The organism is Arthrobacter sp. Y3225116 (assembly GCF_059091245.1).
In genome coordinates this window covers 1-263 of sequence record NZ_JBNHGL010000628.1, presented here as the reverse complement: position 1 = coordinate 263, position 263 = coordinate 1, and the positions used below count along the sequence as shown (strand labels likewise).

The following is a 263-nucleotide window of genomic DNA, read 5'->3' as shown; positions in this document are numbered from 1 at the left end:
GGGCGGGCTGGCCGCACCGGCCAGCGACCGCTGGCTGCTGGCCGCCAACTGCCAGGACCCGCTGCTGCCCCGCAACGTGGTACTCAGCCTCTCGCGGGACAACGGCCACTCGTGGCCGCACAAGCTCACCCTTTACGGGAGCGGTGCCAGCGGGCCGGCCGCGGTGCGGCTGCCGGACGGCCGCATCGGGGTGCTGTACCAGCGGCAGGGCGGCCGCGAGATCGTCTATGCCACGGCAGATCCGGGGCGGCTTGTGGCGGCCT

Annotated in this window: 1 pseudogene; it reads left to right on the top strand. The window is 74.5% G+C overall.

Annotated features, from left to right (window positions below):
- A pseudogene (locus tag AC5RV2_RS19280) lies at window positions 1-263 on the top strand (exo-alpha-sialidase); the annotation flags it as partial.